Origin of the sequence: Nonomuraea soli (assembly GCF_013761175.1) — a bacterium.
Classification (GTDB): domain Bacteria; phylum Actinomycetota; class Actinomycetes; order Streptosporangiales; family Streptosporangiaceae; genus Nonomuraea; species Nonomuraea soli.
Window position 1 is genome coordinate 552050 of record NZ_JACDUR010000001.1, and the last position, 23837, is coordinate 575886.

The 23837-nt window shown below is 72.1% G+C and carries 20 protein-coding genes and 2 pseudogenes; 10 read left to right on the forward strand and 12 right to left on the reverse strand.

Features of this window, described 5'->3' with window-relative positions:
• Positions 1 to 14 precede the first annotated feature (14 nt).
• A complete protein-coding gene (locus tag HNR30_RS02640) occupies positions 15 to 500 on the reverse strand; it encodes a MarR family winged helix-turn-helix transcriptional regulator (protein ID WP_181608012.1) in 486 nt (161 codons plus the stop codon).
• Positions 501 to 537: 37 nt separating this feature from the next.
• Here HNR30_RS02640 and HNR30_RS02645 point away from each other — a divergent pair, with 37 nt between their 5' ends.
• The 7 genes from HNR30_RS02645 to HNR30_RS02675 all read left to right on the forward strand — a co-directional run bounded on the left by HNR30_RS02645 (position 538) and on the right by HNR30_RS02675 (position 8338).
• Complete coding sequence (locus HNR30_RS02645; RefSeq protein ID WP_181608013.1) at positions 538 to 1437, forward strand: NAD(P)H-binding protein; 900 nt, start codon at positions 538 to 540, stop codon at positions 1435 to 1437.
• 271 nt (positions 1438 to 1708) lie between these two features.
• Positions 1709 to 2812 carry an RNA polymerase sigma factor RpoD gene (rpoD, locus tag HNR30_RS02650; RefSeq protein ID WP_376771722.1) on the forward strand — a complete coding sequence of 368 codons (1104 nt, stop codon included), beginning with the start codon at positions 1709 to 1711 and terminating at the stop codon, positions 2810 to 2812.
• A gap of 139 nt (positions 2813 to 2951) precedes the next feature.
• Positions 2952 to 3869, forward strand: a complete 918-nt coding sequence (locus HNR30_RS02655; protein WP_181608014.1) for a sensor histidine kinase — start codon at positions 2952 to 2954, stop codon at positions 3867 to 3869.
• Positions 3866 to 4585, forward strand: coding sequence for a response regulator transcription factor (locus HNR30_RS02660; RefSeq protein WP_181608015.1), 720 nt, complete (start codon positions 3866 to 3868; stop codon positions 4583 to 4585). Before HNR30_RS02655 ends, HNR30_RS02660 begins: the two co-directional genes overlap by 4 nt.
• A 50-nt stretch (positions 4586 to 4635) precedes the next feature.
• The gene (locus HNR30_RS02665) at positions 4636 to 5646 is read left to right on the forward strand and encodes an ABC transporter substrate-binding protein (RefSeq protein ID WP_181608016.1); all 1011 of its coding nucleotides are present in this window, start codon (positions 4636 to 4638) and stop codon (positions 5644 to 5646) included.
• Entirely contained in the window at positions 5643 to 7277 is a 1635-nt protein-coding gene (locus HNR30_RS02670; RefSeq protein ID WP_181608017.1) for an ABC transporter permease, read from the forward strand. Before HNR30_RS02665 ends, HNR30_RS02670 begins: the two co-directional genes overlap by 4 nt.
• Complete coding sequence (locus HNR30_RS02675) at positions 7274 to 8338, forward strand: ABC transporter ATP-binding protein (RefSeq protein WP_181608018.1); 1065 nt, start codon at positions 7274 to 7276, stop codon at positions 8336 to 8338. Before HNR30_RS02670 ends, HNR30_RS02675 begins: the two co-directional genes overlap by 4 nt.
• 26 nt (positions 8339 to 8364) lie before the next feature.
• Here the strand turns inward: HNR30_RS02675 and HNR30_RS02680 are convergent, their stop codons facing one another.
• Positions 8365 to 11283 carry an AfsR/SARP family transcriptional regulator gene (locus HNR30_RS02680; protein ID WP_181608019.1) on the reverse strand — a complete coding sequence of 973 codons (2919 nt, stop codon included), beginning with the start codon at positions 11281 to 11283 and terminating at the stop codon, positions 8365 to 8367.
• A gap of 299 nt (positions 11284 to 11582) precedes the next feature.
• Positions 11583 to 12170, reverse strand: coding sequence for a helix-turn-helix domain-containing protein (locus HNR30_RS02685; protein WP_181608020.1), 588 nt, complete (start codon positions 12168 to 12170; stop codon positions 11583 to 11585).
• A gap of 79 nt (positions 12171 to 12249) precedes the next feature.
• Here HNR30_RS02685 and HNR30_RS50590 point away from each other — a divergent pair.
• Positions 12250 to 13278: pseudogene (locus HNR30_RS50590) on the forward strand (NAD(P)/FAD-dependent oxidoreductase); the annotation flags it as partial.
• Between the two features lie 9 nt (positions 13279 to 13287).
• Positions 13288 to 13854, forward strand: a pseudogene (locus HNR30_RS50595) (class I SAM-dependent methyltransferase); the annotation flags it as partial.
• 21 nt (positions 13855 to 13875) lie between these two features.
• Here the strand turns inward: HNR30_RS50595 and HNR30_RS02695 are convergent.
• The 8 genes from HNR30_RS02695 to HNR30_RS02730 are packed head-to-tail and all read right to left on the reverse strand — an operon-like array spanning position 13876 to position 22391.
• Positions 13876 to 14607 (reverse strand): class I SAM-dependent methyltransferase, encoded by a 732-nt coding sequence (locus HNR30_RS02695; protein WP_181608022.1) that lies wholly within the window; start codon positions 14605 to 14607, stop codon positions 13876 to 13878.
• A 9-nt stretch (positions 14608 to 14616) separates the two neighbouring features.
• On the reverse strand, positions 14617 to 15417 hold the full coding sequence (locus tag HNR30_RS02700; protein WP_181608023.1) for a transporter substrate-binding domain-containing protein: 801 nt from the start codon (positions 15415 to 15417) through the stop codon (positions 14617 to 14619).
• Positions 15414 to 16229 (reverse strand): transporter substrate-binding domain-containing protein, encoded by an 816-nt coding sequence (locus HNR30_RS02705; protein ID WP_312894193.1) that lies wholly within the window; start codon positions 16227 to 16229, stop codon positions 15414 to 15416. The genes HNR30_RS02700 and HNR30_RS02705 overlap by 4 nt, the downstream gene beginning before the upstream one ends.
• Positions 16226 to 17614, reverse strand: a complete 1389-nt coding sequence (locus HNR30_RS02710) for a GlnX family signal transduction membrane protein (RefSeq protein ID WP_181608024.1) — start codon at positions 17612 to 17614, stop codon at positions 16226 to 16228. The genes HNR30_RS02705 and HNR30_RS02710 overlap by 4 nt, the downstream gene beginning before the upstream one ends.
• Positions 17614 to 18246, reverse strand: a complete 633-nt coding sequence (locus tag HNR30_RS49890) for an FHA domain-containing protein (protein WP_181608025.1) — start codon at positions 18244 to 18246, stop codon at positions 17614 to 17616. The genes HNR30_RS02710 and HNR30_RS49890 overlap by 1 nt, the downstream gene beginning before the upstream one ends.
• A gap of 7 nt (positions 18247 to 18253) precedes the next feature.
• Complete coding sequence (locus HNR30_RS02720; protein ID WP_181608026.1) at positions 18254 to 19582, reverse strand: vWA domain-containing protein; 1329 nt, start codon at positions 19580 to 19582, stop codon at positions 18254 to 18256.
• Positions 19579 to 20421, reverse strand: coding sequence for a protein phosphatase 2C domain-containing protein (locus HNR30_RS02725; protein ID WP_181608027.1), 843 nt, complete (start codon positions 20419 to 20421; stop codon positions 19579 to 19581). Before HNR30_RS02725 ends, HNR30_RS02720 begins: the two co-directional genes overlap by 4 nt.
• A complete protein-coding gene (locus tag HNR30_RS02730) occupies positions 20418 to 22391 on the reverse strand; it encodes a serine/threonine-protein kinase (protein WP_425569685.1) in 1974 nt (657 codons plus the stop codon). Before HNR30_RS02730 ends, HNR30_RS02725 begins: the two co-directional genes overlap by 4 nt.
• Between HNR30_RS02730 and HNR30_RS49895 the strand changes: the two genes are divergently transcribed.
• Complete coding sequence (locus tag HNR30_RS49895; RefSeq protein WP_312894281.1) at positions 22375 to 22512, forward strand: hypothetical protein; 138 nt, start codon at positions 22375 to 22377, stop codon at positions 22510 to 22512. The two genes, HNR30_RS02730 and HNR30_RS49895, sit on opposite strands and share 17 nt — an antisense overlap.
• Before the next feature lie 52 nt (positions 22513 to 22564).
• On the opposite strand, the gene HNR30_RS02735 is transcribed toward HNR30_RS49895, so the two are convergent.
• Positions 22565 to 23731 carry a hypothetical protein gene (locus tag HNR30_RS02735; RefSeq protein WP_181608029.1) on the reverse strand — a complete coding sequence of 389 codons (1167 nt, stop codon included), beginning with the start codon at positions 23729 to 23731 and terminating at the stop codon, positions 22565 to 22567.
• Positions 23732 to 23837: the final 106 nt, after the last annotated feature.

The following is a 23837-nucleotide window of genomic DNA, read 5'->3' on the forward strand; positions in this document are numbered from 1 at the left end:
CACGTTAGCCGGGTTCATTCGTCCTCCAGCCGGCGGGTGGCCACGTCGCCGGCTTCGGTGGTGCGGCGCAGGAAGGTGGCGATCAGTTCGAGCTCGGACTCGGTGTAGTCCGCGCAGATCTGTTCCATCTGCTGGTTCATGCCCGAGAAGAGCTGGTACAGCTCCGCGTTGCGCTCCTTGCGCGCCCGGATGGTGACGGCACGCCTGTCGGGGCTGTCCGGGTCGCGTTCGCGGGTGATCCAGCCGCCGCGCTGCAGGCGGTCGAGGACGCCGGTCATGGTCGCCGGGTGCAGCCCGGCGCGGCGGGCCAGGGCGCTGGGGGTCAGCGGGCCGTACCTGTTGAGCAGGTCGACGCAGTTCCAGTCGACGTCCTTGAGCTCGGCGCGGGCGCCGAAGCGGCGGTTGAGGAGCGACAGCTGGATGTTGAGGTCGCGCAGGGCCTCGCGGACGTCGGTCACGAGCCTGCGGCGGTCCCTGGAGCCGGGTGTTACGTAGCTCATATTGTATGACTCTCGTATTAAGTCGTATGGTTTCCATATGATACGACACACGGAAGAGCTCGTCCTGGTCACCGGAGCCACCGGCCTGGTGGGACGGCCGCTGGTGGATCTGCTGCTCGCGCAAGGGGTCCGCGTCCGGGCCGTCAGCCGGCGGCCCGAGGAGGCCGGGCTGCCCGACAAGGTGGACGTCGTCGCGCCAGGGGCCGGGATGTTCGAGGGGGTGGGCAGGGTGTTCCTCAACCCCCGGGCCGTGGGGCTGGAGGCGGCGGAGTTCCTCGCCGAGGCCCGCAGGGCCGGCGCCGCCCGGGTGGTGGCGATGTCCGCGCTCAACGTCGACCACCCGCTGGAGCAGCAGCCCTCACGGCAGCGCGGAGACTTCAACAAGGAGAGCGAGCAGGCGGCCGTCGCCTCGGGGCTGGACTGGTGCGCGCTGCGGTCCGGCTACTACGCGGTCAACACCGTCAGCCAGTGGGGGGCGCAGATCCGGGCCGGCGACGTGGTGCGCAGCCCGTTCCCGGAGGCGGCGTGGGCGCCTCTGCACGAGCGGGACCTGGCCGAGGTGGCGGCGCGTGCCCTGCTCGGCGACGAACTGCTGGGACGGCGGCCGGTGCTCACCGGGCCCAGGGCGCTGACGCAGCAGGAGATGATCGAGGCCATCGGGACGGCGGCCGGCAGGCCGCTGCGGTATCAGGCGGTCCCGGCGGAGGCGGCCGAGCAGGGGCTCGTGCGCCAGGGGTTCTCCGAGGGGGCGGCCCGGGGGTTCATCGCGATGCAGGGACTGTCATACCTGCAGCCGGGGCTGGTCTCGCCCGAGGTGGAGGAGATTCTCGGGCGGCCGGGACTGGGGTTCGAACAGTGGGCCGCCGAGCACGCGGCGGACTTTGACCGGGCGATTCCGGCGCATGCCGTACGTGATCCGCGCGGCCCTAAACGATGATCTCTATCGCCATTCCCTGTCGACCGGAGGAGAATGCGGAAGAACGCACGCACCAAGGCCGCCCTGGCCGCTCTGACCTCGGACGACCGCGCAATAGGCATTACTTTCCTGATCAAACTCCGGCCAAACCTTGCCCAGATATCAATTTGGTAATGATGCAGGGCTTACCTTCTGTGACAAAAATAGGTCTGCCATTTTCACTTACCAATACTGCAGACTGTGTCCCGTGGGTGCATCGGTGCTGCCAAGTGGACCGCCTTCGGTAGATCAGGTGGCGGACCTCGTCGCGAAAGGAAGGGAGCGCGGAAGCGTAACCGTCGATGACGTCGCAGCCGCGCTTGACCGATCCGAGCTTCCCTCCGACGCGCTGGAGCGTGTCGTGCGGATGCTCGCCGAGAACGGCGTGGAGGTGCTCGAGCCTCAGGGCGACGAGGACGTCGTCCGCGCCGATGAGGAGGACGTAGGCAAGCGGGCGCCGACCAGCGACCTGGTCCGTATCTACCTCAGGGAGATCGGCAGGGTCCCGCTGCTCACCGCCGAGGAGGAGGTGGAACTCGCCAAATCGATCGAGGCCGGACTCTTCGCCGAGGACAAGCTCGGCGGCGGTGTCTCACGGCTGGCCTTCCCGGAGTTCAGGGAACTCGTGTGGGAGGGAACCAGGGCCAAGCAGCGGCTGATCGAGGCCAACCTGCGGCTCGTCGTCTCCATCGCCAAGCGCTACGTCGGGCGCGGCATGCTCTTCCTGGACCTGATCCAGGAGGGCAACCTCGGCCTGATCCGCGCGGTGGAGAAGTTCGACTACACCAAGGGCTACAAGTTCTCCACCTATGCCACGTGGTGGATCCGCCAGGCGATCACGCGAGCGATAGCGGATCAGGCGAGGACCATCCGGATCCCCGTGCACATGGTGGAGACGATCAACAAGCTGGTCCGGGTGCAGCGGCAGCTGCATCAGGACTACGGCCGCGAGCCGACGCCCGAGGAGATCGCGAAGGAGATGGACCTTCCGGTCGACCGCGTGGTGGAGATCCAGCGCATCGCGCAGGAGCCGGTCTCGCTGCAGTCGCCCATCGGTGAAGAGGACTCCGACCTCGGTGACTTCATCGAGGACGCCGATGCCGTCGTACCCATGGAGGCCGCGGCCTTCATCATGCTGCAGGATCAGCTCGACGACATCCTGGCCACGCTCTCCGACCGTGAGCAGCGCATCATCCAGTTGCGCTTCGGGCTGGCCGACGGCCATCCGCGGACGCTCGAAGAGGTCGGACGCGAGTTCGGCGTCACCCGCGAGCGCATCAGGCAGATCGAGTCCAAGACCCTGGCCAAGCTCCGGCATCCGACCAGGGCGCAGATGCTGCGCGACTACCTCGACTGACGAGGCCGCCTCGACTGAGGGGGATCCCCCGGCCGCCATGGCCGGGGGATCTTTTCGTCCCGGGCGCGCCCCTTCCCCGCGTGGCCCGTCCCGCGTGCGCCCCTTCCCCCGCGTGGCCCGCCCCGCGACAATCGGCCCTATGCCGCCCCTCCCGCGCCGACGGTTACGACTCACCGCGCCAGGAGGCGCCGCCACCTTCCTCACCCTCCCGCGCCGCTGGTTGTGGCTCGCCGCCCTGGCCGGCGCCGCCGCCTGCCTCGCCCTCCTGACCCTCGCCCACCCTCTCCCCGCGGCCGCCCTGGCGGGTGTGGTGGCGGGCGCGCTGGGCACGCTGGCCGCCGCCCGCCGTACGCTCCTGGACAGGCAGGCGCAGACCGTCCGCCTGACCGCCCAGCTCCAGAGCCGCGCCGACCAGGTCAGCGCCCTCGGCCACGAGCTGAAGACGCCCCTGAGCACGATCAAGGCCGCCGCCGACATGCTCCAGGAGGGCACGCTGACCGGCAGGCAGGCCGACTTCCTGCGCATCATCGACCTGCAGTGCGCTCAGGTGATCCACCTGTGCGAGAGCCTGCTGATCCACGCCCGCCTGGAGTCGGGCCTGTTCGAGCCGGCCTTCGAGCAGGCGGACCTGAGCCGCCTGACCCGCGAGGTGGTCGCGGCGATGCGGCCGCTGTGCGCGCAGAACGACCAGCGCATCACCCTGGACACCCCGCAGGTCACACCCGAGGTGCGGGCCGATCCGAGACTGCTGCAGGCGGCGGTGACGAACCTGCTGGCGAACGCGAGCCGCTTCACCACGGTCGGCGGGCGCATCGCCGTACGGGTCGCGGTGATCGACACCGGCATCGCCCTCTACGTCACCGACGACGGCGCCGGCATGACCCGCGAGCAGCGCAGGGCGCTGTTCCGCCCGTTCGCCACCAGCCGGCCGCTCGGCGACGGCACCGGGCTCGGGCTGGTCCTCACCAAGACGATCATCGAGCTCCACGGAGGCGCGATCATGGTCGACACCGCGGCGATGAAGGGCACGACCATCCTGGTCACGGTGCCCCGATGAGGCGGGCGGTGGTCCTCGTCGTCGACGACAACCCGCAGATGGCGATGATCGTCGCGATGGCCCTGGAGACGGCCGCCTTCGACGTGCTGGTGGCGCACGACGGCGCCACCGCGCTCAACCTGCTGAACACCACCCGCGTCGACCTGGTGGTCCTCGACATCACGATGCCCGCGATGGACGGGCTGACCGTCCTGGGGATCATCCGCACCCGCTGGGCGCAGCTGCCGGTGATGTTCCTCACCGGCCGCGACAGCCCCGACGACGTGGTGGCCGGCCTGGAACGGGGCGCCGACGACTACGTCGTCCTGCCCTTCCATCCGCGCGAGCTGACCCTGCGGGCCAAGGCCCTGGTACGGCGCAGCGGCCGCGACGACCGGGTCATCCGCAACGGCAAGCTCACCATCGACCTGGCCGGGCGGGAGGCGTACCTGAACGGGCGGCGGCTGGAGCTGAGCGATCTCGACTTCGTCGTGCTGTCGATCCTGGGCAGGCATCGCGGCACCCCCGTGAAGTGGAGCGACCTGTGGGAGCAGGCCTGGCAGACCGTCGACCTGCACGGCGCCTACGACGTGGTGAAGTCGCAGATCTACCGGCTGCGCATGAAGCTGGCCGCGGTCGACCCCGGCACCGTCTACATCCGCACGATCAGGGGCGTCGGCTACCTGATGCCGATCTTCGGGGAGGGCGGCGGTGAAGGTGACGGCGGCCTCACCTAACCTCACCCGCCGTTCACCGCGGGCCCGGCGCGCGAATCTACCGTGAGGCCATGAAGAGGACCTTAGCCATCCCCATCGCCCTCACCCTGGCGAGCGCCGCCTGCTACGGCGGCGGCAAGGACCGGATCACGATCGCCTGCGGCGCCCACGAGCAGTGGTGCGCCACCATGACCCGGCGCTTCACCGAGCAGACCGGCATCGAGGCCGGCTTCGTGCGCCTGTCGAGCGGCGAGGCGATGGCCCGCATCAAGGCCGCGCGCGGCAAGCCCGAGTTCGACGCCTGGCACGGGGGCCCGGCCGACGGATACGAGGCGGCCAAGAAGGAGGGCCTGCTGGAGCCGTACCTCTCGCCGGCGGCGGCGCGGATCAAGCCCGAGTGGCGCGACCCGGGCGGTGCGTGGACCGGGGTGTATCTGGGAGTCCTGGGCTTCTGCAACAACCCGGACGTGCTCGCCGAGACCGGGCTGGAGCCGGTCACCAGCTGGCGGGCACTGCTCGACGAGCGGCTGCGCAAGAACGTGGGCGTTGCGCATCCGGCCACCTCGGGCACCGGCTACACGGTGTTGTGGACGCAGGTGGCGCTCGGCGGCGGCAGCCAGGACGCGGGCCTCGACTACCTGCGGCGCCTGCACCCGAACGTGCTGCAGTTCAACAAGTCGGGCAACGCCGCCGCCCAGCAGGCGGGCAGGGGCGAGGTCGGGGTGGGGATCGTCTTCTCCCACGACTGCGTCGCCCAGCAGCAGCAGGGCTACGCCAAGCTGCGGGTGACCTTCCCGGAGGAGGGCACGGGCTACGAGATCGGCGGCGTCGCGGTGATCAAGGGGGCGCGCAACCCGCAGGGGGCGCGCGCGTACGTGGACTGGGCGCTCAGCGCCGAGTCGCAGCGCCTGGGGCCCACGGTGGGCTTCTACGCGCTGCCCACCAACGCCGGGGTCACGCCCGACTCCAAGGCGGCCGACCTGTCGAAGATCACGCTGGTCGACTACGACGTGCCGGGGGCGGGGCAGGCCAAACCGGGGCTCGTCCGGCGGTTCGAGGACGAGATCATGGCGGCCTCGTGAGCCGCGACCGCGGCGGGCGCCTGCCGGTCAGGGTCGCCATCGGGGCGGCGTCGGCCCTGGTCCTGGCCGGCACCGTCTACCCGCTGGCCAGCGTCCTGGCCGAGGCCGCCACCCCGGCGGCCCTGCCGCGATACGCGCGCCTGACGTCGGCCTCCGACCTCGGCATTCTGCGCAACACGCTGGTGCTCGGCTTCCTGGTCGCCACCGCGGGCACCGCGCTCGGCCTGCTGTTCGCGTTCGTCCAGACCCGCCTGGACGTGCCGGGCAAGCGCCTGCTGCACTGGATCGCCCTGATCCCCATGGTCAGCCCGCCGTTCGCCGTCGCCACCGCGACGGTGGTCCTGTACGGCAGGCGCGGCCTGATCACCCACGGCCTGTTCGGGCTCGACTACGACATCTACGGCCTCGACGGGCTGGTCCTGGTGCTGTCGTTGTCGTTCTTCCCCGTCGCCTACCTCGGCCTGCTCGGCATGATGCGCGCCCTGGACCCGGCGATGGAGGAGGCGGCGATGAACCTGGGCGCCTCCCGGCGGCGCGTGTTTCGCACGCTCATCCTGCCGCTGCTGGCCCCCGGCCTGGCCGCCCCGTTCCTGCTGCTGTTCGTGGAGGCGATCGCCGACCTGGCCAACCCGCTGGTGCTGGGCGGCGACTACGTGGTGCTGGCCAGCCGCGCCTACCTGGCGGTGACGGGGGAGTACGACACCACCTCGGCGGCGGTCTACAGCCTGGTCCTGCTGGTGCCCGCGATCGGCCTGTACCTGGCGCAGCGCCACTGGGTGGGACGCAAGGTGCGGGTCACCGTCACCGGCAGGCCGGCGGGGCGGGTGCACCTGGTGAGCGGCTGGGCGCGCTGGCCCTTCTACGGCCTGGCGGTCCTGGTCGCCCTGGTCATCGTGAGTCTGTACGGCACCGTGCTCGCGGGCTCGGTGACCGAGGTGTTCGGCGTCGACTTCACGCTCACGCTGGACCACCTGCGGGTGGCGCTGGGCAGCGAGGCCATCGCCGACACCACCGTGCTGGCGGCGGTGGCCACGCCCATCGCGGGACTGGCCGGGCTGGTCATGGCCTGGCTGGCCGTACGGCATCTGCGGGCGGGGTCGGGCTGGCTGGACTTCGCCGGCACCCTCGGCATCGCCGTACCCGGCACCGTGCTCGGCATCGGCTACGTGCTCGCCTACCGCTCCGACCTGGAGATCGGCGGCGTCACCGTGCTGCCGGGGCTGGTCGGCGGCGGCGCGGTCGCGGGCGGGTCGCTGGCGATCGTCCTGGCCTTCGTGGTGCGGAGCGTCCCCGCGGGGCTGCGAACCGCCACCGGCTCGCTGGCCCAGCTTCATCCCAGCATCGAGGAGGCCTCCACGGGCCTGGGCGCCCGGCCGTTCCAGACCTTCCGCAGGATCACGCTGCCGCTCATCAGGCCCGCCCTGCTGACCGGGCTCAGCTACAGCTTCGCCCGCTGCATGACCTCGATGTCGACCATCGTCTTCCTCGTCACCCCCGACACCAAGATCATCACGGCGCAGGTGCTGAGCGCCGCGGGCATGGGCTACTACGGCGTCGCCTTCGCCTACTGCACCGTGCTCACGGTGATCGTCCTGGCCAGCCTGGCCGCGATCAGAAAGGTGGTCGCATGACCGGCCTGCTCCGGCTCGAGAACCTGACCAAGAGCTTCACCTGGGACGCGCCTCCCGTCGTCGACGATGTGAGCCTGGAGGCGGCGCCCGGCGAGTTCATCACCCTGCTCGGCCCCTCGGGGTGCGGCAAGACCACGACGTTGCGGATCGTCGCGGGCTTCGAGACGGCCACCTCCGGCCGGGTGCTGCTGGACGGCGTGCCGCTCGACGACGTGCCGGCCCAGCGCCGCTCCATGGCCATGGTCTTCCAGAACTACGCCCTCTTCCCGCACCTGTCCGTCTTCGACAACGTCGCGTACGGCCTGCGCCTGCGCGACCGCACCCGCGCCGAACTCACCGAGGCCGTGCGCATCGCCCTGACCAGCATGAACCTCGTCGGCCTCGAAGGGCGCCACCCGCACGAGCTGTCGGGAGGCCAGCAGCAGCGGGTCGCCCTGGCCCGCGCGATGGTGGTGCAGCCGCACGTCCTGCTGTTCGACGAGCCGCTGAGCAACCTCGACGCCAAGCTGCGCGGAGCGATGCGCGCCGAGATCCGCCGCGTGCAGAACCTGCTCGGCATCACCTCGCTCTACGTCACCCACGACCAGGACGAGGCGATGGCCATGTCCGACCGCATCGTCGTGCTCGACCGGGGCCGCGTCGAGCAGATCGGGACGCCGGCCGAGATCTACCTGCGGCCGGCCAGCGTGTTCGTCGCCGACTTCATCGGCAGGGCGAACTTCCTGGAGGTGCCGGCGTCGATGACGGGCGGCCAGGCCATCGTGACCGTGCTGGGCCGCCGCCAGATCGTCGCCGCCCACCCGCTGCTCACGGGCGACTCGACGGCGTTGCTGATGATCCGGCCCGAGTCGGTCCGCGTCACCCCGACGGCCGTCGAGGGCAACGGGAGCGTCCTGGGCGTCACCTTCCACGGGGCCAGCGTCGACTACCAGGTGGAGACCGCCGGCGGCACGCTGACCTGCACGGTGGCGGGGCCGCATCCCGGCGAGCTGCTGGCGGAGGGCACCAACGTCAACGTGTCGTTCGCCGCCGACCGCGCGTACGCCCTGCCCCGCCGCTGACCCCCCATCGCCGGAAGGGGGAGAGGTCAGCGGGGGAGCGCACCGCCGATCGAGTGCTCGTCGTCGGCGGGCTCGTAGTCGAGCCGGGCCGCCAGCGCCTCGGCCGCGCTCCGGTACTCGCCGGCCCGGTCGAGCAGGCCCATCCGGTGGCAGGCCTGCGCCAGGTCGCCGAGGATCGGCAGGCTGAGGTCGGGGGTGTACTGGTCCCGGCTCAGCTCCAGGGCCGCCTCCCACCAGGAGATCGCCTCCTCGGCCCCGACCGTGCGGAAGCGCACCGTGCCGATGCCCGCCAGGCCGCGGATCTCGCTGCGCCGGTCGCCCACCTGCCTGCTGGTGCGCAGCGCCTGCTCGAACCGCTCCATGGCCTGGTCGAGGTCGCCGCCGAGCAGGTGGGTGGTGGCCAGCTCGACGAGGGTGACCGACTGGCTCTGCAGCGAGCCGGTCTCCTCGGCCAGAGCCAGGAGCTCCAGCTGGGCCGTCAGGGCGCGGTCGAACCGGCCGGTCCTGGAATGGGCGCGTGCCAGGCCCCATCGGGCCAGGACCTGGGCGAAGAAGTCGTCGTGGGCGAGCGACAAAGCCAGGGCGCGCTCGCACTCGCGCTCGGTCTCGTCGAGCCTGCCCAGGTTGAAGTGGGCATCGGCCAGGTAGACCCGCGAGACCGCCTCGGCGTGGTGCAGGCCGAGGCGGTGGTAGTGCTCCACCACGCACTCCCGCAGCCGCAGGGCCTGCCGTCTGCGGCCCTGGACGGCGTAGTAGGAGGCCAGGCTGGAGCTGGTGGCCGCGACGCCGAGATCGTCGCCCGCGGCCTGCGCCGCCGCCACGGCGACGCTGTGCGTGTCGATCCACGCCTGGTCGTACCCACGGATGAAGAACAGGTGCTGGAGTTCGTGGCAGATGCGCCAGGCGTGCTCGGCCAGGCCGTCGGCGGCGGCCCTGCGCACCGCGGCCACCAGGTTGGCCCGCTCGCCCTCCAGCCACGCCCACGCCTGGTCCACCTCCTCGAACGGCGGCAGCGGCACCGCCGCCGCGAAGGCGGACGGAGGCAGGAACGGCGGGCGGAACCAGTCGACCACGTCCATGGCGGCGCGCGCGGAACAGGCGTACCAGTCGAGCAGCCGGGTCAGCGCGGCCCGCCGCTCGCCCGGGTCGTCCTCCGCCTGCGACCGCTCGGCGGAGTAGGCGCGCAGCAAGTCGTGCAGGAGGTGGCGTCCGGCACCCGCGTCCTCGACGAGGGAGGCGCGGCGCAGGTCCTGCAGCAGGCGGCGGGCCACGGCCTCGGACAGGCCGGCCAGGTTGGCCGCGGCGTGGACGTCGAAGTCGGGGCCGGGGGCGAGCGAGAGCAGGCGGAACAGCCGGGCGGCGGGTTCCCGCAGCGCCCGGTAGGACCAGGAGAACACCGTGCGGACGTCGGCCAGGGGGTCGCCGTGCGCCTCCAGCAGGTCGAGCCGCCCGCTCTCCTCGGCGAGCGCGTCGACGAGCTCGCCGAGGGCCATGCCGGGATGGTCGAGCAGGTGCTCGGCGGCGATCCGCAACGCCAGCGGCAGCGCGGCGCAGTAGGCGACGACGGCGCGGCGTGCCTGCGGGTCGCTCCCGGCGCGCTCGTGGCCCAGGAGCCTGCCCAGCAGGTCGTCGGCCTCGTCGTGGGACAGCGGGCTCAGGCGCAGGCGGCGGGCACCGTCGCGGGCCACCAGGCCGGGCAGGCTGTCGCGGCCCGTCACCAGGACCAGGTGCCCGGCCGTACCGGGCAGCAGCGGGCGGACCTGCTCGGCGGTGCGGGCGTTGTCGAGGAGGATGAGCATGCGCTTGCCGGCCAAAACGCTGCGGTAGAGGGCGGCGCGCTGGTCGGGGGAGTGCGGCACCGTCTCGACGCCCAGGCCGCGCAGGAGCAGGTCGAGGGCGGCGCCTGGCGACAGCGGGTCGAGCGGGTCGTAGCCGCGCAGGTTGAGGTGGAGCTGGCCGTCGGGGAAACGCCCGGCCGCGCGGTGCGCCCAGTGGACGGCGAGTGCGGTCTTGCCTACGCCTGCCGTACCCGAGACCAGGCAGACGACGGGCGAGTCGCCCGGCTCCGCGGCGAGCTCGTCGAGCCGGGCGACGGCTTCGCGCCGCCCGGTGAAGGCCGGCACGTCGGGCGGCAGCTGGCGTGGGACGGGAGCCCGGCCGGTGACGACCGCGGCGGGAGCGGGAGCCTGGCCGGTGACCACCGCGGCGGGTGCGGTGGCGTCGCCGGAGAGGACGGCCTGGTGCGCACGCGCCAGCGCCTCGCCCGGCTCGATCCCGAGCTCGTCGAGCAGCAGCCGGCGGGCGCTCTGGTATTCGGCGAGCGCCTCCGACGTACGGCCGGCGCCGTGGAGGGCGGTGATCAGCTGCCCGCGCAGGTGCTCGTTGAGCGGGTGCGCCGAGGTGAGCTGCCTGAGCTCGGCGACCAGTTCGGTGTGCAGCCCCAGCCGCAGGTCCACGTCGATGCGCCCGGACAGGGCGGCCAGCCGCTGCTCCTCCAGCGGGCCGCCCTCGCTCGCCTGGAGGTCGGGGCGCACCCCCACCAGGGCGGGGCCGCGCCACTGGGCCAGGCCGCGCCTGAACGCGGCGGACGCTCCCGCCAGGTCTCCCGCGGCCGCGGCGGCGCGGGCGGCGGCCGTCTCGGTGGCGAACACGTCGAGGTCGGACTCGCCCGGCCGCACCCTGAGCAGGTAGCCGGCCGGCGTTCCCGCCAGGTCGGCGGGGTCGGGCAGCAGCCGCCGGATCGCCCACAGGTGCGTGTGCAGGCGCCGCAGCCCGGTCGGCGGGACGTCCATGCCCCACACCGCCTCGAGCAGCCTGCCGGGCGGCAGGACCGTGTTGGCGTTGATCACCAGGACGGCGAGCAGGCTGCGGGCCTTCAGGCCGGGCACGGTGAGCGGCCGGCCGTCGCTCAGAAGCTCCACGGGGCCCAGAATCCGAAATCTCACGCACCCTCCTTCAGGGAGATCATGGGGGTTTGGCCGGGTTTGAGACAAGGGCTTGACAGGATCGAGAGCGGCCAGTGTGACCATTGTTCCCGAGGATGGAAAGAAGCCCGATTGTTGCTTTGACAAAAGGGCTGACTTTGCGGGGAACACGACAAGCCGGGGCGGGCGCGAGGACACCACTCCGGCTTGTCGCGCTCGTGTGCATCCAGAGCTCCGGCCTGACCGGTGTAATGACATTAATCAACAGAAAATGAGACTGCTGGGCCATCGGGAAAGCCGGGCCTATTGCCGTCCCGCTGTCAATCCCGGGACTTCGGCCGGGCGCGCAGGTGCGCCCGCTCTCCCTGGGTGCCGAACAGGCTCAGGAACTCCACCGCCTCGTCGTCGGCGGGGCCGAACCAGTGCGGCACGCGGGTGTCGAACTCGGCGGCCTCGCCCGGTTCGAGCACCAGGTCGTGCTCGCCGAGCACGATCCTCAGCCGCCCGTTGAGCACATACAGCCACTCGTAACCCTCGTGGGTCTTCGGGTCGGGCGACCGGCGCGGGCTGTCGGGTGAGATCACCAGCTTGAACGCCTGGATGCCGCCCGCGCGGCGGGTCAGCGGCAACATCGTCATGCCGTGGCGGCTGATCGGCCGCAGGTGGATGCGCGGGTCTCCGGTCGGCGGGGCGTCGACGAGCTCGTCGAGCGTTACGCCGTACGCCCTGGCCAGCGGCAGGAGCAGCTCCAGCGTGGGGCGCCGCACCCCGGACTCCAGGCGCGACAGGGTGCTCACGGAGATGCCCGTCGTCGCGGCCAGGTCGGTCAGCGTGATGTCGCGCTGGGTGCGCAGCTCGCGCAGGCGGGCGCCGACCGCGTCGAGCGTGATGTTCAGGTCGTCCTCCATGACTCCAGTTTGCCAGATCGGCAACGAAGTTTGCGAAATGCGTGGGTAGGTTCGCATAGTGGACGCGGAGGTGGTCGAGATGACCGATGAGCTGAACAGCAGCTATGACGTGGTGGTGGTCGGCGGGGGCGCCGCGGGGCTGAACGGGGCGCTGATGCTGGCCCGGTCGCGGCGATCGGTGGCGGTGATCGACGCGGGGGCTCCGCGCAACGCGCCGGCCGAGGGCGTGCACGGGCTGCTCGCCAGGGAGGGCACACCTCCTGCCGAGCTGCTGGCACGCGGCCGCGAGGAGGTCAGGGGCTACGGCGCCCACGTGGTGACCGGCGAGGTCGTCGCGGCCGAGCGCCGGCCCCTCCACGGGCACGGCCACGGGCACGGGCACGGGGGCCACGGGAGTACGGCGGAGCACCCCGCTGACGAGCACGAGTTCGTGGTCACCCTGGCCGACGGCAGGAGCGTGCGAGCACGCCGGTTGCTGGTGACCACCGGGCTGGTCGACGAGCTGCCCCCGATCCCTGGCCTGCGCGAGCGCTGGGGCAAGGACGTGCTGCACTGCCCCTACTGCCACGGCTGGGAGGTGCGCGACCAGGCGATCGGCGTCCTGGCGAGCGGCCCCATGTCGATGCACCAGGCCCTGCTCTTCCGCCAGCTCAGCGACGACGTCACCTTCTTCGCCCACACGCGGCCGCTCAGCGACGAGGAGGCCGAGCAGCTGGCCGCGCGCGGCATCCGCGTGGTCACCGGCGAGGTGGCGGCGGCCGAGTCCACCGGCGGCAGGCTCACCGGCCTGCGGCTGGCGGACGGCACGCTGGTCGAGCGGGACGCCCTGGCGGTCGCCACCCGCATGGTCGCGCGCGCCGGCCTGCTGGAGGGACTGGGCCTGCGAGCTGTCGAGCACCCCAGCGGAGCGGGCGAGCACGTCCCCGCCGACGCCTTCGGCCGCACCGAGGTCCCCGGGCTGTGGGTCGCGGGCAACGTCACCGACCTCATGGCGCAGGTGGGCGCCTCCGCGGCGGCGGGGGCCATGGCCGGGGCGCAGATCAACGCCGACCTGGTCGCCGAGGAGACCAGGGCGGCCGTGGCCGCGAGCAAGCAGTTCTCCCGCGAGTACTGGGAGGAGCGCCACCGCTCCGGCTACCAGCCCGAGAACGTCAACGCGCACCTGGAGAAGGAGAGCGCCGACCTGACCCCGGGACGGGCCCTGGAGGCCGGATGCGGCGAGGGGACCGACGCGCGCTGGCTGGCCGGCCGGGGCTGGCGGGTGAGCGCGGTCGACATCAGCGCCGCCGCCCTGGACAACGCCAGGGCCAAGGACGCCGGAGGCCTGGTCGACTGGCAGCGGGCCGACCTCACGGAGTGGAAGCCCGAGGACGAGGCCTACGACCTGGTCTACTCCGCGTACGTGCACCCGGCGGGCCCGCGCGACGACCTGATCGCCCGGCTGGCGGCGGCGGTCGCGCCGGGAGGGACCCTGCTGATCGTCGGGCACCACCCGTCCGACGAGCACAGCGCCGCCCACGCCTCGGGGCCCCAGGTGCACTTCACGGCCGAGGAGGTCGCGGCCGGGCTCGACCCTGCCCGGTGGGAGGTGTTGACCGCCGAGCCCAGGACCCGCACGGTGAGGGCGCACAACGGGCACGGGATGACGATGCGGGACACCGTGCTCAGGGCCCGCAGGCGCTGAAAGGGCCGGGAGAGGCGGGGGCTAGCGGCGGCGGGCGATCACCAGGTGCTCGCCGTCCGCGTGTCCCACCGGCTGCCTCTCCCATCCGCCGTAGACGGCCTCCACGTCGAACCCCGCCGCCTCCAGCGACTCGCGCAGCTCCTGCTCGGTCCTGAACCGCAGTGTCGCGGAGCTGACGAGCCGTTCGCCGGGGAACAGGTAGTGGTGCACGAAGCTGACGTCACGCTCGGCCACGGAGGTCACCTCGGTCCACCACTCGACCTCGGCTCCGCCCGGCAGCCGTGTCACGGTGCGCGACTCCTCCGGGTTCCACCGCTCCCACCGCCGGTCGTGAGGGTCGCGCGAGTCGAAGACCAGCCGCCCGCCCGGCACGAGCGCGCGGGCCAGGTCGCCGAGCGTGGCGGGCCACTCCTCGTCGAGCAGGAACTGCGCCACGTGCGCACTCATCACGACCAGGTCGAAGGAGCGCTCGGGCGCGGCGGACGAGACGCCCTCGATCCACGTCACCCGCTCGGCGCCCGGCTTGGCCCTGGCGGCCTCCAGGGAGGCGCGTGCCGGGTCGATGCCGGTGACCCGGTGCCCCGCCGCGGCCAGCGCGATCGTCACCCGCCCCGTGCCGCACCCCAGGTCGAGCACCCGCGAGCCGGGCCGCTCCCTGGCGACGGCCAGGAAGAAGTCGTCGTCCCTGCCCCACCCGAACGCCGCGTCGTACAGCTCGACCAGGCGCGGATCGTTGAACTCGGCATTACGCATCCGACGATGCTACGAGCAGCCCTCGAACTGCGGAACGGCGACCGTCGACAGGTCGATGCCGGACTGGCCGAACCACTTGTCGAGCAGCATGCGCGCGGTGCCGTCCTGGTACATCCCGGTGATCGCGCGGTTGAGGTCCTCGCAGGCCCGGACGTCGCCCCTGGGGATGCCGACGGCGGTGCGCTGCTCGTTGAAGGTCGCGCGGACGATGCGCAGGTTGGCGCCGGGCTTGGAGGCCAGGCCCGCCAGGATCGTGTCATCGGTGGAGATCGCGTCGATCGTCCCATTGGCGATCATGGTGAGGCAGGTGTTGTAGTCGGGCGCGGCCACCGCGGTCGCCTTGACGTGGCGCTCGTCGATGATGCGGGTGGCGATGTTGGTGCCACGCACCCAGCAGATCTTGCGACCCGCCAGGTCGCGCACACTGCGGATGAGCGAGTCGTCGTCCCGCCGTATGGCGATGTCCTGGTGGGCGATGTGGTACGGCCCGGCGAAGCCGATCGTCTTCTTGCGCTCCTGGGTGACCGACATGTGCGCGAACACCAGGTCGGCGCGCCCCTCGGCGAGCACCTGAAGCTGCTCGCCCGCCTTGATGGGCAGCCAGCGCACCGTCTTGCCCACGCGCCGGGTCAGGTCCTTGGCGACCGCCACGTCGTAGCCGTCGAAGCCGCCCGGCACCTGGAAGCTGATCAGCGGCATGTCGAGCCGGATCGCCACGGTCAGCTCGTCCTTGTCCATGATCGAGGCAGGCCCCGACCCCGAGCAGGACACGGTCGCGAGCAGGCACAGCGCCACCAGCGTCCGCCTCACGAGCAGCCCTCGAACTGCGGCACCGCCACGATCGACAGGTCGATGCCGGACTTGCCGAACCACTTGTCGAGCAGCATGCGCGCGGTGCCGTCCTGGTACATGCGGGTGATCGCCCGGTTGAGCTCCTCGCAGCCCCTGACGTCGCCCTTGCGCAGCCCCACGCCGCTGCGCTGCTCGTTGAACTGGGCGTTGAGCAGCTTGAGCCCGGTGCCGTCGCGCAGCGCCAGCCCGGCCAGGATGATGTCGTTGGTGGTGATGGCGTCGATCTCGCCGCTCTTCAGCTTGGGCAGGCACGTGTCGTAGTCGGGTGCGGGCACCAGCCGCGCCTGCACGCCGCGCTCCTCCACGACCCGTTCCGCCGCGTTGGAGCCCTCGACCGCGCACATGGCGCGCCCGGCCAGCGAGCGCACGTCGGTGATGCGGCTCTCGTCGGGGCGCACCAGGATGTCCTGGTAGGAGATGTGGTACGGCCCGGCGAAGCCGATCTTCGTCTTGCGCTCCTGGGTGATGGAGAAGGTCGCCACGACCAGGTCGGCCTTGTCCTCGAGGAGGAGCCGCTCGCGGTCGGCGGCCAGCGCTCTGACGAAGGTGATCTCCTTGCCGAGCTCCTTGCCCAGGTAGGCGGCCACGTCCACGTCGAAGCCCTGGAAGCTGCCGGGGGAGACCTCCAGCCCGATCTGCGGCAGGTCGGGCCTGACCCCGACGACCAGGGTGTCCTTGTCCATGATCGATTCGGGTTCGCCCGCCGAGCACGCGGTGACCAGGCATGCGGCGGCCAGGACGGCCAGCAGTGCGGCCGGGCCCCGCCTCACCGGTACTCCTTCAGCCGTGGCCGTACGCCGGCCAGCACGAGCGCGCCGGCCAGCACCAGCGCGGCCGGCACCCACCGCCACAACGCCTCCAGCGCGCCGGCGCCGGAGTCGATGGCGCGGTTGAAGTCGACCTCGTGCCGTTTGGCCAGCGTCTCCATGGTCTGGTCGTAGGCGGCGTAGTCGGCCTTGGCCGCCTGCTGGAAGACGGCGATGCCGCCGCGCACGTCGGAGGCGCGCAGCTGCGAGTCGCTCTGCTGGAACCGCTGGAAGGCGGTGAAGACCTTGACGCGGTCCTGGCCGACCAGGGTCGTGCCGAGCAGGCCCACGAAGTCGTCGAAGGCGCCGTTGAGCCCGGCCTGGTAGTCGCCCAGGCTCTTGGCCTCGATGTAGACCAGCGACTGGGACTTGTCGAAGAAGGTGTGGTTGTAGGTGTCGCGCCGCTCGGGGTCGATGAGCGAGCGGATCTGGTCGCCGTGGAGGCTGTTGCTGATGGCCCTGGCGCGGCTGAGCACCAGCACCTCGTCGAAGCTGTCCTGCTTGGCGGCTTGCAGCGCCGAGTCCTGGGAGTTCAGCAGCGCGGCGCCGCCGATCAGGCCGACGGCGACGAGCGCGGTGGCGCCCAGCAGCATCGGGTTGAAGACGCGCCGGTATCGCCTGGTCAGATAGACCTGCAGCACGACGAGGAGGGCGAGCGTGAGCACGCCGGTGAGGGCCACGGCGCCGTTGGCGAGCGTGGCGGAGGAGCGCGCGTCCTCGTAGGCGCGGCGCACGATCGTGCCGCTCTCCAGCGTCAGGTTGTAGGCCTGCGGCAGCAGTTCCTTGTGCATGAGGTCGGTGGCGCGCTGGTAGACGGCGACCACGTCGTCGGGTGGTGGGCCCGGGGCGTGCTGCGACTGGCGGTCCAGCAGCCGCGCCTGGGAGGCGAGCCGCTCGTAGCGTCCCAGTCCCTCGATCAGCGAGGTGATCGTGTTCTTCTCCGCGGTGTTGTCCAGGGCCAGCTCGTGCGCGCCCAGCAGGGCCTCGGCGATCTGCCGCCGGCGCTGGTCGTACAGCTCCAGGTCGGCCTGCTCGGGACCGCGCTCGCGGCCCTGGAGCAGCGACTCGGCCGCCAGGGCGTCCATCTCGGACATGTTCCGGTACAGGCCGGTCGTGGCCAGGGCCTGCGGGCCGGCGTCGCGCCCGATGTCGTCGACTCCCGCCCCGGCCACCAGGGCGCCCAGGACGACGGAGCCGAGCATCAGCGCCAGCGCGCCGAGCGACAGCCCGGTCAGCAGGCGCACCCGCCCCGGCACCGAGACGGGCCGTGGCGGGCTTTTCACCGGGGTCTTCGCCGGAGCGCCGGGGGCGGGTGCCGGGCGTGTGGCGGGCGCCTGCGTGACGGCCATCAGGCGCTCCCCCGGATGGTGATCAGGGTCCAGGCGCCCACGTGGATGCGGTCGCCGTCGCGGACGGGCTCGGGCACGTTCTCGTGCAGCGGCCTGCCGTTGAGCTGGGTGCCGTTGGCCGAGCCCGGGTCGACCAGCACCCAGGTGCCGTCGTCCTGGCCCAGCAGGACGGCGTGCAGGTGCGAGACGCCCGGGTCCGGGGGCGCGGCGCCCAGGTCGATCTCGGGGACGGTCCCGCGCGAGCGGCTGGCCCGTCCGATGCGCACCTGCTGCCCGCTCAGCGGGAAGGAGCGCTCGGGACAGTAGGGCGGGAACAGCATGGCTGCGGCGTCGGGGCCACCGTCGGCGATGACCTTCTCGAAGTAGGCGCGGTCGGCGGAGACGACCGCCTCCCAGGAGACGGGGCCGGCGGCGGGGGCGGCCGGGACCACGGCGGCCAGCGAGTCGTGGCCGCACACCTCGCAGTAGCGGTCGGCCAGCACTTCCTGGCAGACAGGGCACAGCGTGGGCGCCGGCGAAGACGACGAGGAGGTGGGAGCGGACGAGGCAGCGGCTCCGGCGATGCGGTCACCGCAGGTGTCGCAGTACTCGTCGTCGCCTGAGGTGTGGCCCTGCGGGCAGATCGCCGTCACGGCCGCCTCACCGCCCCGCGGGCGCGCCGCCCGCGGGCGCGCCGCCCGCGCCGTCGCCGCCCGCGCCCGGCTCGCCGCGCTTCAGCCTGCTGGTGCGCACGGAACCGGTGTCGAGCTCGATCGCGTCGGCCTTGTCGACGTTGCGCCGCAGCCGGGCCGTACCGCTCTCGTCCACCTCGACGATCTTGTTGAGCAGCCGGGCGGTGTCCTCGCGTCCCGACGACTCGGCGAGCTTGACGGCCTTGCCCAGGCGGGCGGTGGCGGTGTCCTCGTCGCCGCCCTCGCGGGCCCGCAGGCCCTCCTGGATCAGCGTGTGCAGCTCCGCCTGGCCGGTGTAGTGGGCGACCTTGCGGTTGATCCTGGTGGACTGGGCCAGGTCGTCGGTCCAGGTGGCCAGCACGTTGCCGGAGGCGAAGACCTCCTGCGTCTCGGGCAGCATCAGCTTGACCCAGCCGGCCCGCACCTCCTGCCCGAGGTTGCGCACGGGCATCTCGATGCACAGGTGGAACTCGCGCTCCTCGGCGCCCCAGGATCCGGTCGGGTAGTCGCCGGTCAGCTCGTTGACCTCGGTGCGCTTGCCGGTCAGGTCGAGCAGGGTGGGGGAGACCTGCTTCAGGTAGAGGATCTTGGCGTCCTTCGGCACCCACACCCGCAGGATCAGCTCCGCCACCGTCTTGCTCATGGCGGTCCTGGTGAGGGTGCGGAAGTAATCGGCCAGGGTGCTCTGGTCGCGCACGAACGTGTGGGTGCCGAGCAGCGCGTCGGAGATCTTGGCCAGCTCGCTGGGCACCCAGTCGGTGCCGATGCCCATGCTGTCGCAGGTAAAGCGCCCCTGGCAGGCGGTCAGAGCCTTCTGGAAGACGGTCGCGGACTCGTTGTTCTGGCCGTCGGTCATGAGGATGGCGTGCCTGACGGCCTCGGGGTGGCCGTCGAGCAGGTCGCCCGCCAGCCGCAGCCACTTGCCGATCTCGGTGCCGCCGCTGGCCAGCAGGCGCCCGATCTCCTTGACGGCCTCGGAACGGGTCGCGTGGGAGGCGAGCGCGAGCTGCTTGCCGCGCGGGTAGATCAGCCTGGCCTGGTCGTCGCCGGAGATCACCGCGAAGCGGGCGCCGTCGGGCAGGGCCTGCACGGCCGCGGCCGCCGCCGCCCTCGCGTCGCGGATCTTGCTGCCGGACATCGACCCCGAGGTGTCCACGATGATCACTTCGGCCGCCTGGGCGGGGCGGCTGGTCTCCACGGTCACCTCGGAGGTGGACTCCACGGTGAGGACGGCGTGCACCTGGGTGCCGTCGGCTGGCAGGTACTTGTTCTGGTCGACATGGAGGACGAAAGTCATGCCGGGCCTCCCGGGATGAGAACGATGGTCACGTTGTCGCGGCCGCCCGAGGCGAGCGCGTGGCGCAGCAGGTCCCTGGCACGCTCGAGCGGCGTGCCGGACCTGGGGAAGGCCTCCCTGGTCAGGTACTCCCACAACCCGTCCGAGCAGGCGAGCAGAAGACCGGGCGACTCGGGGGCGAAGGTGTGCACATGGGCGTCGACCACGTCGGCGTCGGCGCCGAGCCAGCTCGTCAGCACGCCGTGGGAGGCCACGTCGTCCTGGCTGAGCAGGACGGCGGGAGCGGACTCCGGCAGCCAGTAGGCGCGGCTGTCGCCGATCCACCCGATGGTGATCGTGCCGGGTTCGACGATGGCCGAGACATAGGTGCAGGCCGGCGCGTCGTCGGGCACGCCCATGGCGGCCACGGCCGCGGCCGAGACACGACAGGCGCGCACGGTGGCCTCGTGGTGGGTGGCGCCCGCCGCCAGCTCCTCGAGCAGCTTGGCCGCACCCAGTTCCGAGGCGGAGATCGCCGCCTCGTCACCACGCGGGGAGGTGGCGACGCCGTCGCAGACGACGCCGATGACGAGTTTGTCGGACGAGACCAGGGCCATGGCGTCCTCGTTGCGGCGCCGCCGCAGGCCCCGGTCGGTGATGCCGGCCGCCCCGTCGTCGAGTTCGATCTCCAGGTGGTCGCGCCCGGTCGGCATGCTCTGGCCGCACTGCGAGCAGTAGCCGGAGCCGTCGGTGTCGAAGCCTCCGCATGCCGTACAGGTGGCCGCCGCCAGCTCGTGCCCGCAGTTCTCGCAGAAGGAGTGCTCTCGCCGCACCGGGGAGTCGCACACGGGGCACTTCATATCCACGTCCTGGGTCTGACGGCGTTCGCGCGGTCCACGTACTCGTGCCGCTCCTGCCGGTTGTCGGAGGCCTTGGCCAGCCGCCGGTACAGGTCCGAGAGCCGGCGGCGCACGGCCGTGGCGGTGAACTCGGTGCCCGCGATCTTGAGACCGGGCGCTCCGGGGAACCTGAGCGCGGTCTCCAGGAGGGTGGAGACGAGCAGGTCGCGGCGGCGCTGGTCCAGGTCGTGCAGCTCCTCCAGCCGGTCGGCGGCCAGGGGCAGGTCCTCGGCCCGTCGCGGGCTGCGGGCCAGGGCCTCCACGATCGTCAGCACGGCCGCGGGATGCCGGCTGGAGCTGCGCGGCACCTGCTCCAGCACGGTGATCGCGCCGTCCAGGTCTCCTGCGCGCAGGCGGTGCCTGGCGATCCCGAAGGCGGCGCTCACGTAGGTGCGGTTGGTGCGCCACACCACCTCGTACCAGCGCACCGGGTCGTGCCCCGCGACCTCGGCCGCCAGGCCGAGCGCCAGCTTGGGCGCCAGCTCGCCCGGCAGGAACGACAGCACCTCCTCGAAGAGCGCCGTCGCCTCGTCGCCCCGCTCCTCGGCCAGGGCCAGCAGGCCCTGGCACCAGGTGACGCGCCAGTCGCCGGGCAGCGCACGGGAGGCGGCGACGACGGCCTCGCGGGCGCCGGGCAGGGCGTTCTCGGCCAGCACCCTGGTCTTGGCGAGCACCACCTCGGGCGTCTCCTGCAGGGTGCCGAGCTGGGCGACCAGCTCGGCGGGATCGCGGGCGATCAGGCCCGCGAGCGCGCCGGCGGCGGGGTCGTCGGGATCCACCTGGGGCGCCGGCAGCGTGTCCGGCCCCGGCCGGTCCGTCACCCGCCCGTGGGCCAGGCGGTCGGGCCCGAAGAGGTTCGAGGGGCTTTCGTACGGCCGGCCCTCCTCGGCCGCGCTCAGCTCCCTCAGCACGCCGCGCAGCTGCTCGGCCATCTCCGCCGAGCTCTGGAAGCGCCGCTCGGGCCGCTGCGCGGTGGCGCGCGCCAGCACCCGGCGGAAGGAGTCGTCGCCGCAGTCGGAGGGCAGCGGGTTGACCTTGCCCTGCGTGGTCGGCGAGAAGCCGGGAACGCACAACGCCGCGATCGTCCTGGCGACGGTGTACAGGTCGGAGGAGACCGTCGCGGGCTTGGTCTCGACCTCGGGCGCGTAGTAGCCGAGGGTCGCCCACGAGGTGCCCGCGGGCGAGCCGAGCCGCTGCACCGCTCCCAGGTCGATGAGCTTGAGCTGCTTGCCCACGCGGATGGCGTTGTGCGGTTTGAGGTCGCAGTAGACCAGGCCCAGGTCGTGCAGGTAGCCGAAGGCCTTGAGGATCTCCAGCCCGTAGCGGATGGCCTCGCGCATCGGGATCAGGCCCTGCTTGCGCAGCTCGGCCAGCGGCGGGCCGCCGACGTACTCCATGACGATGTAGTCGGCGCCCTGGTGCTGGCAGAAGTTGTAGATCTTGACGATGTTGGGGTGGTCGGCGCTGATCAGGACGCGCCGCTCGGCCTCCGCGGCGAGCCTGGCCTCGGCGTCGCCGGCGTTGAGCAGGCCCTTGAGCACCATCCACTTGCCGTCGAGGTTGCGGTCGGAGGCCAGGTAGATCCAGCCCAGGCCGCCGTGCGCAAGCGCGCCCTCCACCTCGTACTGCCCCGCCACCAGGTCGCCCTTGCCCAGCTTGGGCTCGAAGTCGAACGGGGTGCGGTCACGCGGGCAGAATCCCCGGGTGCGGCCGGGCTGGCCGGCGATCGACTGGCCGACCAGTTCGTCGCACTTGACGCAGACCCGTTTGTGCTCGGGGACCATCGGGTTGGCCATGATGACGTCCTGTGGGTTGCGCACCGGCACCTGAGGCAGGTCCTCGAGGTCGTCGCGCAGCTCGCCGCGCGAGCGGCTGGCCGAGCCGGTCGAGCCGGTGGAACGGCTGACCGGGCTCGTGACAGGGCTGCTCACGGGCGTGCTCATCGGGGTGCTCACGGGCGTGCTCACGGGCGTCGAGCTCACCGGGCTCGACGGCGCGGGAGCGGCCGCGATCGGGGTGGACACGCTCGCGGTGTCCTGGCTGCCGCAGTAGTCGCAGTAGCCGTCCTGGATCTGTCCTGAACAGCCGGGTTCACGACAGGCCGTCATCGGTTGACCTCCCTGCTGTAGCGTTCGACCAGCTGTGCTGCACGGTTGAGGTCGCACGGCGCGGTCCACAGCAGCTGGCGGGCCTCGTCGTATAACCGGCTCGCTTCTGGATCTTCCGCGAGTCGCTTTCGTACGGCTTTCGCCTGACTTGCAAGGAGCCGGCCGCGCAACTCCTCGCGCCTGCCGAGCAGCCCCCTGAGGGCTCCGGCCCGCCGCAGCGCCTGGGTCTCGGCCTCGGCGGCGGAGCGCTCCAGGGCGGTCAGCCGGTCGGCGCGGGCCGACCAGCCCTCGGCGGAGGCGTCGATCGACTCCAGCTCGGCGCTCAGCCGCCCGGCGCCGTCCTGCGGACGGGCGGTGGGCGGGAGCAGGATCTTGACCGCCACCTCGGTGTGCGCCAGCCTGGCCTGCTGCTCGGCCCCCGCCACCTTGGCGATCACGGAGGTGAGCAGCTCCTTGCGCCTGCCGTACTCCCGCATGGTGGCGACGGCCGCGCGAAGGGCGGTGAGCCGGGTGCGGAGGGCGGCCAGCACCTGGTCCAGGCGCGCGGCGGGCAGCGTGGTGCCGAGAGGGTCGAGCAGGGCCGCCTCACGCATCGCGCGCACCTCGTCCTCCGCGCCGCCCAGGCCGGGGCTCTCGCCCAGTTCCGCGGCCAGGTCGTAGGCCTCCTTGACGGCCGCGGCGGCCTCGTCGAGGCGGGGGAAGGCGGCCGACCAGACCGCGTCGACGGCCTCGACGACCTCCATCACCCGGCGGAAGGCGACCTCCATGCGGTCGACGACCTCGTCCAGGCTGATGCGCTCGTCGGGGGCGGGCAGCAGGGTCAGCGGCCCGGATCCGGGCGAGGGGATCTCGATCGTGGGGGCGTTGAGCAGCTCGTTCAGCTCGGCCAGCTCCTGCGAGCCGACCCTGGCGCGCCTGGCGCGCACGTCCTCGGCCTGGCGCATGGTGCGCCGGTAGGCGTCGTTGAGCGCCCACATCGTGGCGGCGGCATCCTGGGCCGCCGACCACCTGACCAGGGTCCCGCCGCGTAAGGCGGAGCCGTCGAGCAGCTGGTAGGTGGTGTTGGACTCCAGGGTCAGCAGGCTCTCGGAGATGCGGTCCTGCTCGGCCCGGCGCGCCTTGAGCGCGTGGTCGACCCCGTCCTTGCTGATGGGCGTGCTCATGAGCGCCTCCTGGAACCCCCGTGCCCCCTCGCTATGAGCTGATTTATCGGGTCAACGGTTGATCTGTCCAGGCGGTTCCCGCGATATTGGGCATGGATTCACACGC